6 protein-coding genes and 1 pseudogene are annotated in these 5,437 nt (G+C 47.9%); 3 read left to right on the top strand and 4 right to left on the bottom strand.

Annotated features, from left to right (window positions below):
- A partial coding sequence (locus VIM87_RS24925) for an endo-1,4-beta-xylanase (RefSeq protein ID WP_331999617.1) occupies positions 1-363 on the top strand: 363 nt, incomplete at its 5' end.
- On the opposite strand, the gene VIM87_RS24930 is transcribed toward VIM87_RS24925, so the two are convergent.
- Both VIM87_RS24930 and VIM87_RS24935 read right to left on the bottom strand, forming a co-directional pair.
- Entirely contained in the window at positions 342-776 is a 435-nt protein-coding gene (locus VIM87_RS24930; protein WP_331999618.1) for a DoxX family protein, read from the bottom strand. The two genes, VIM87_RS24925 and VIM87_RS24930, sit on opposite strands and share 22 nt — an antisense overlap.
- A gap of 30 nt (positions 777-806) precedes the next feature.
- The gene (locus VIM87_RS24935) at positions 807-1,721 is read right to left on the bottom strand and encodes a sigma-70 family RNA polymerase sigma factor (protein ID WP_331999619.1); all 915 of its coding nucleotides are present in this window, start codon (positions 1,719-1,721) and stop codon (positions 807-809) included.
- 124 nt (positions 1,722-1,845) lie between these two features.
- On the opposite strand from VIM87_RS24935, the gene VIM87_RS24940 reads away from it, so the two are divergent.
- Positions 1,846-2,406, top strand: coding sequence for a dihydrofolate reductase family protein (locus VIM87_RS24940; RefSeq protein WP_331999620.1), 561 nt, complete (start codon positions 1,846-1,848; stop codon positions 2,404-2,406).
- Between the two features lie 83 nt (positions 2,407-2,489).
- Positions 2,490-3,104, top strand: a complete 615-nt coding sequence (locus tag VIM87_RS24945; protein WP_331999621.1) for a dihydrofolate reductase family protein — start codon at positions 2,490-2,492, stop codon at positions 3,102-3,104.
- Between the two features lie 146 nt (positions 3,105-3,250).
- On the opposite strand, the gene VIM87_RS24950 is transcribed toward VIM87_RS24945, so the two are convergent.
- Together VIM87_RS24950 and VIM87_RS24955 are read right to left on the bottom strand one after the other, a co-directional pair.
- On the bottom strand, positions 3,251-4,339 hold the full coding sequence (locus VIM87_RS24950) for a sterol desaturase family protein (RefSeq protein ID WP_331999622.1): 1,089 nt from the start codon (positions 4,337-4,339) through the stop codon (positions 3,251-3,253).
- Positions 4,340-4,489: 150 nt separating this feature from the next.
- Positions 4,490-5,437 (bottom strand): annotated as a pseudogene (locus VIM87_RS24955) (hypothetical protein); the annotation flags it as partial.

Consider the following 5,437-nt stretch of genomic DNA (forward strand, 5'->3'; position numbering starts at 1 on the left):
CCTACGCAAAAAGAGCTGATCGCCTCCATAGAACGCTTCCGCTCCCTGGGCCTGCAGGTGCAGATCACAGAGCTGGATATATCCGTACTGCCGCCACAATCACAGCGCGACAGTGCATGGCTGGCGCAGCCGGATGTATATACACCGCAGCTGGAACAACAGCAGGCGGCGCAATACGCAGCTGTGTTCAAGGTGTTCAGGCAGTATAAAGGGGTGCTCACCGGTGTTACTTTCTGGAACGTATCTGACAAATACACCTGGTTAGACCGCACCCCTTCTGCCAAAGGAAAAAAGAATTATCCTTTGTTGTTTGATAGCAGCTTAAGACCTAAAAAAGCTTATTACGCCATTACAGATCTTTGAGCAGGGGCCGGCTGCTCTGTTACAGCCGGCTTACTTTTCAGCTTCCGGAAATAGGTATAGGAAACCGCTAAAATGCACAGGAAAATAAGCGGATCAATGATGAAGATAATACCATCGCCTACAGAGAAATGCGCAATGGCAGCAGATGCCAGCGTAATGGCAAAACCTGCGTAGGCAAACTCTTTTGCCTTTACCGGTATGCCGGGAATTAATAAGGCCAGCACTCCTAATGCTTTAGCAATGGAAAGCTCTATCCGCATATAATCCGGCAGGCCCAAATGTTTAAAGGGCCCTTCCGTACGGTATACTTCCGGTCCTATGGGGGCTTTGAGATTAAAATTAATAACGCTGTATACCATTACGGTGCAAATAATGCCGGTGGTGGTCCAGTAAATGATCTTGTCCTTTTTCATGATGTACTGTTTATACATAGGACAACGCAGCTATTCATCCTGTGACAGCTTCGTAAAACGTTTCAGCTTTTCCGGGTTGGTTTGTATATAAATATTTTTGATCTGCTCCCCTTCCAGCTCAATGGACACAATACTTACAGCCGATGTACCGGAATAGGAAATAATAGAAGGCAGGCCATTGGCCAGGGTAATTTCCCGGCTTATTTCCGGCATATCCCGGTAGTATACCGGTACTACGCCTTTCAGCAGCCGGATCACATTCTCCTTACCATAAATAGGATTTAAAGGAGCGCTAAGGCGTTTGCGGTTAAGCGCAGTTACCGTGCCGCCGCCATCGGCAAACAGGGTAATATCTTCCTTCAGCAGCTGCACCAGCTCTTCCACCCTGCCTTCTGAAGCGGCCAGCAAAAAGTTCTGCAGTATTTTTTCATGGGCTTTGATATCTACTTCAAAACGGCGGGTTTCTTTGCCCAGGTTGTCTTTGGCGCGTTTCAGGATCTGCCGGCAGTTGTCTTCCGATCTGTCAAAGATCTCTGCCAGCTCATAATAGTCGTAGGCAAATACTTCCTTTAACAGGAAGATGGCCCTTTCCTGCGGAGTGAGCTTTTCCAGCAGCACCATCATTCCAATAGACAATGCATGGTACATTTCCACCTGCCGGTAAGCAGGGTTAGAGGTATACTGCTGCAGCGGCTCCGGCAGCCAGATGCCAATGTATTCTTCCCGCTTTAAACGTGCGCTGTGCAGGTAATTAATGCTTTTATTAGTGATCATTTTTACCAGGTAGGCTTTGCGGTGGCGCACATCTTCCACCGGCATTTCCATCCATTTCAGAAAAGTGTCCTGCACCAGGTCCTCTGCTGCGTCCACATTGCCCAGCATGTTATAGGCAATGGAAAACAGCAGGTTTTTGTATTCAAGAAAAGTTGCGGTTCTGTAGTCCATAATTTAATTACTGCATTGGTACAAAAGTAAGACAGCACAGCCACCTGTTTTGTGACAACTTGTTTGTTATTCCTGGCAAGAGTTTTTAACTTCCCTCTTCAACCTATATTAAAATACGTAAACCATGAGAAAGATTGTACTGGACTTAGCAGTTACCTTAGACGGTTTTATTGAAGGCCCCAACGGGGAAATTGACTGGTGTATTTTTGATGGTGACATTATGGACGGGGAATCCGGTTTTGGCGCTTTCCTGAAAAGTATTGACACCATTTTTTATGGCCGTGTAAGCTATGATCTGTGGGGGCAGTTCCAGCCGGACAGCAATGCTGCAGCGGCGGAACAGCAGCTTTGGCAAACGGTGCACAGTAAAAAGAAATACGTGTTCTCCCGCCACCCGAAAGAGGATGGTAAAGCCACTTACATTCATGGCAACATTGAAGAGCAGGTAGCTGCCATCAAACAGCAGCCGGGTAAAGACATCTGGTTATACGGCGGTGGTAAGCTTATTACAACGTTCATAGAGCAGGGATTAATAGATGTGTACCGGCTGGCAGTACACCCGGTGCTGCTGGGCGAAGGCAAACCGCTTTTTTCCGGCTTTAAGAACCGGGTAGGGCTTAGTTTAATAAACAGCAGCGCTCACAAATCCGGCGTGGTGTTGCTGGAATATGCCGCAGTGAAATAAGTACGCTTCTGCCCCCCTGATTAGTCAGTTTCGCCCCGCCTGCATGGTATAGGCAATCCATAGCTTTGTAAAAAACGAAGCATATGAGAAAGCTAATACTGAAAGTGTCTATGTCTGTTGATGGCTTTATGGCCGGGCCCAACGGGGAAATGAGCTGGATTGCTAAAAGCAGGAGCGAAGAAGGCGCCGCCTGGCTGGTGGACACGCTATGGCAGGCGGGTCTTCATGTTATGGGCAGCCGCACCTTTTATACAATGGCATCCCACTGGCCTTTTTCCCAGGATGCTTTAGCGGCGCCTATGAACGCTATTCCCAAAATGGTATTCACAAGTAAAGATAAGCTTGACCTGCAGGCCAAAGGATTAAACACAGCGGGTTTGAAAGATACTTATGTTTCACCGGATGCACACACCTGGGCTGAGGCACAGATAGCTAACGGCAACCTGGCTGAAGAAATCAAAAAACTGAAGCAACAACCGGGGAAAGATATACTGGCACAGGGCGGCGCCAGTTTTGTTCAAAGCCTGGCAGCCACCGGTTTAATTGATGAATACCGCCTGGTAATACACCCGGTAGTGCTGGGTACGGGCATGCCTGTATTTTCTAAATTGCCTCAACCCTCGGATCTGCAGCTGGTGGAGCATGTTGCATTTAAGGCCGGTACTGTGGTGCACATTTATCGCCCCCTGGGTAATTAATAATTAAGAATGAATAATTAATATAGTAAACGTTGAATGCAAAAGTTCGATGCATTCAACGTTTACGTTGGGGGCGGTATGTTTTTAGCTTTTGGCTTTTAGCGTTTAGCTTGGGGCTTTATGCTTTATGCTTTATGCTTTGCGCTTTATGCCGTGTGAACAGCGACACCTGCTTGAGGTAGTTCCTTAGTGATGGCTTCCGGTTTTTCCACTACCTCATCTCCCACCATTGGACCGTTGGCAGAGAGCTCACTGCCCTCTTTCCTGGATTTAAAAATGGGCCACAGGAACTGCGCATACCATTCCTCCTGCTTATAGTGTTTAATACCATAGGATGCAGGATACTGGCGGGTTATAATGCCGGTACCGAAAATAATATCCCACAAAAAGAACATGTTCCCGAAGTTACCTTTATAATTACCTATGCCATCATCTGTCGTATCTGCATGGTGCGCGTGGTGTGTGGCCGGTGTGGATATAAGCCGCTCCATAACCCAGGCAATGGGGTTCAGCCATTTAATGGTATAGAAGGGCTTATCCCAGCGGATGCTGGAATGCGCCCCGGTAGTGATCAGCGATTTAATACCGCCTACAAACAAAGCGGGATAACCTAATCCCAGGTAGGTAAGTGTAGTGGTTAAATAGATCTGCGAAAAGAAGAACGTGTACAGCACATTCTGCCGGCTGGTCATGGCCATGCCCATGTAAGGCGCAGAATGGTGCGTACGGTGAAAACGCCACAGCCAGGGCACCTGGTGGTGAATGCGGTGGTACCAGTACTGGGTAAGATCATCTGCAACAGCTATGATCAGCAAACCCCAGCCAAAAGGGATCCAGGCAAAAGCATTGGCTGCGCCGGGCAGCAGCACAGGCAGGAACTTTAAGCCAAAGTAGGCAATGACCGGGCGTAATATCACTTTAGGTGCAATGAAACATACAATATCCAGTATGCGTTCATTTTTGGTCCACTTGTTCTCATACAGGCCTACGGAAAATTCAATAACACCCACTACCAGCATAATGGCCGGCAGGCCCCAGGTGCGCAGGTTTCCAAAAACAATGTCCAGGAAATGTGGTAAGCGGAACGGCAGTGTTCCATTCCCGTGGGTTTCCCAGGGCCGGGTGTTGGTCAGGTAAAAGGCGCCGAACATCAGCACTACCGGTAATGCATAAATGAATATGCTGATGGCAGCATCGCGCCAGATACTTTTTTGAATGTCTTGAGCTGTTTTCATAACAATTCAGTTTTACGCTTCAACAATTATTTAAAAAGGTTATATGCCAGCCAGATACCGCCGGCTATAATAAGCAGCGGTAGCAGGAATATGAAGATGCCCACGGCTATTTTCTTTACTAACAGGGCAATGTCCGCTACATTCATAGTTTTATGGTTTTTGATGATCAACAATAATTTTATGTAATACCCCGGTGAAAGCAAACGGCGCCTTATACTGCGGCGCTACAGCGGAACCATTGTCCAGCCCTACATCCACGCCTTCATCATAAGGCATAATAGTGGCATCTGCTTTAGTGATCTTGCGCTCCGCTACTTTCTCATCGTTAATGTACAGCGCTTCTGTACCGGCAGGATCTACCAGCTTTTTAGCAGGCGTATATTGCAGGATATATTTCAGCACAGCCTTACCGGGTTTCAACGGCTGCGCTGCCTCCAGGTACACCAGCTTACCATTGTTATTATGTGCGATCTTCAGCTTATTGCCCTGCACATAAAAGCTAAAGCCGGTGAAACGCCCGCCTGCGGCTAATAAGATGCCTTCAGTACTGTTATCTTTTATTTCCACCTCTGCACTAATGCTAAAGGAATGCTGGAACAGGGAGGGCGCTGCCCGTGCAGGCAGCTGGGTAACACCGGGATAAAGGACAGACTGCTGCTGTGTATCAAAGGGGCCTTTAGTTAAGAGTGCCTGCAGGCGCGGGGTGGTATCGCCCAGCAATGGATAGATATTATATTTTTCTGCCTGTACTTCAAACAGGGCCTGCAGCTCTTTTAATTTTGCAGGTGCTGTTGCAGCCAGGTCATGCTGCTCATTTACATCGTTGGCTACGTTATACAGCTCCCATTTATCGGTGCTGAAGGAAGTGCCGTTACGGTGGTATACTTCCGCTTTCCAGCCATCCTGGTAAATGGCGCGGCTGCCGGAGATCTCGTAATACTGTGTATGGTGGCGGGAAGGCGCCTGCGCATCCTCCAGCGTATAAGCCAGGCTAATACCTTCCAGGCTATCCTGTTTGTAACCGTTAATGGTTTCCGGTACTTTTAAACCTGCAATTTCAATGGCGGTAGGCGTAATACTGTTCGCATGCGTATACTG

It is taken from the genome of Chitinophaga sp., from assembly GCF_036569125.1.
Classification (GTDB): domain Bacteria; phylum Bacteroidota; class Bacteroidia; order Chitinophagales; family Chitinophagaceae; genus Chitinophaga.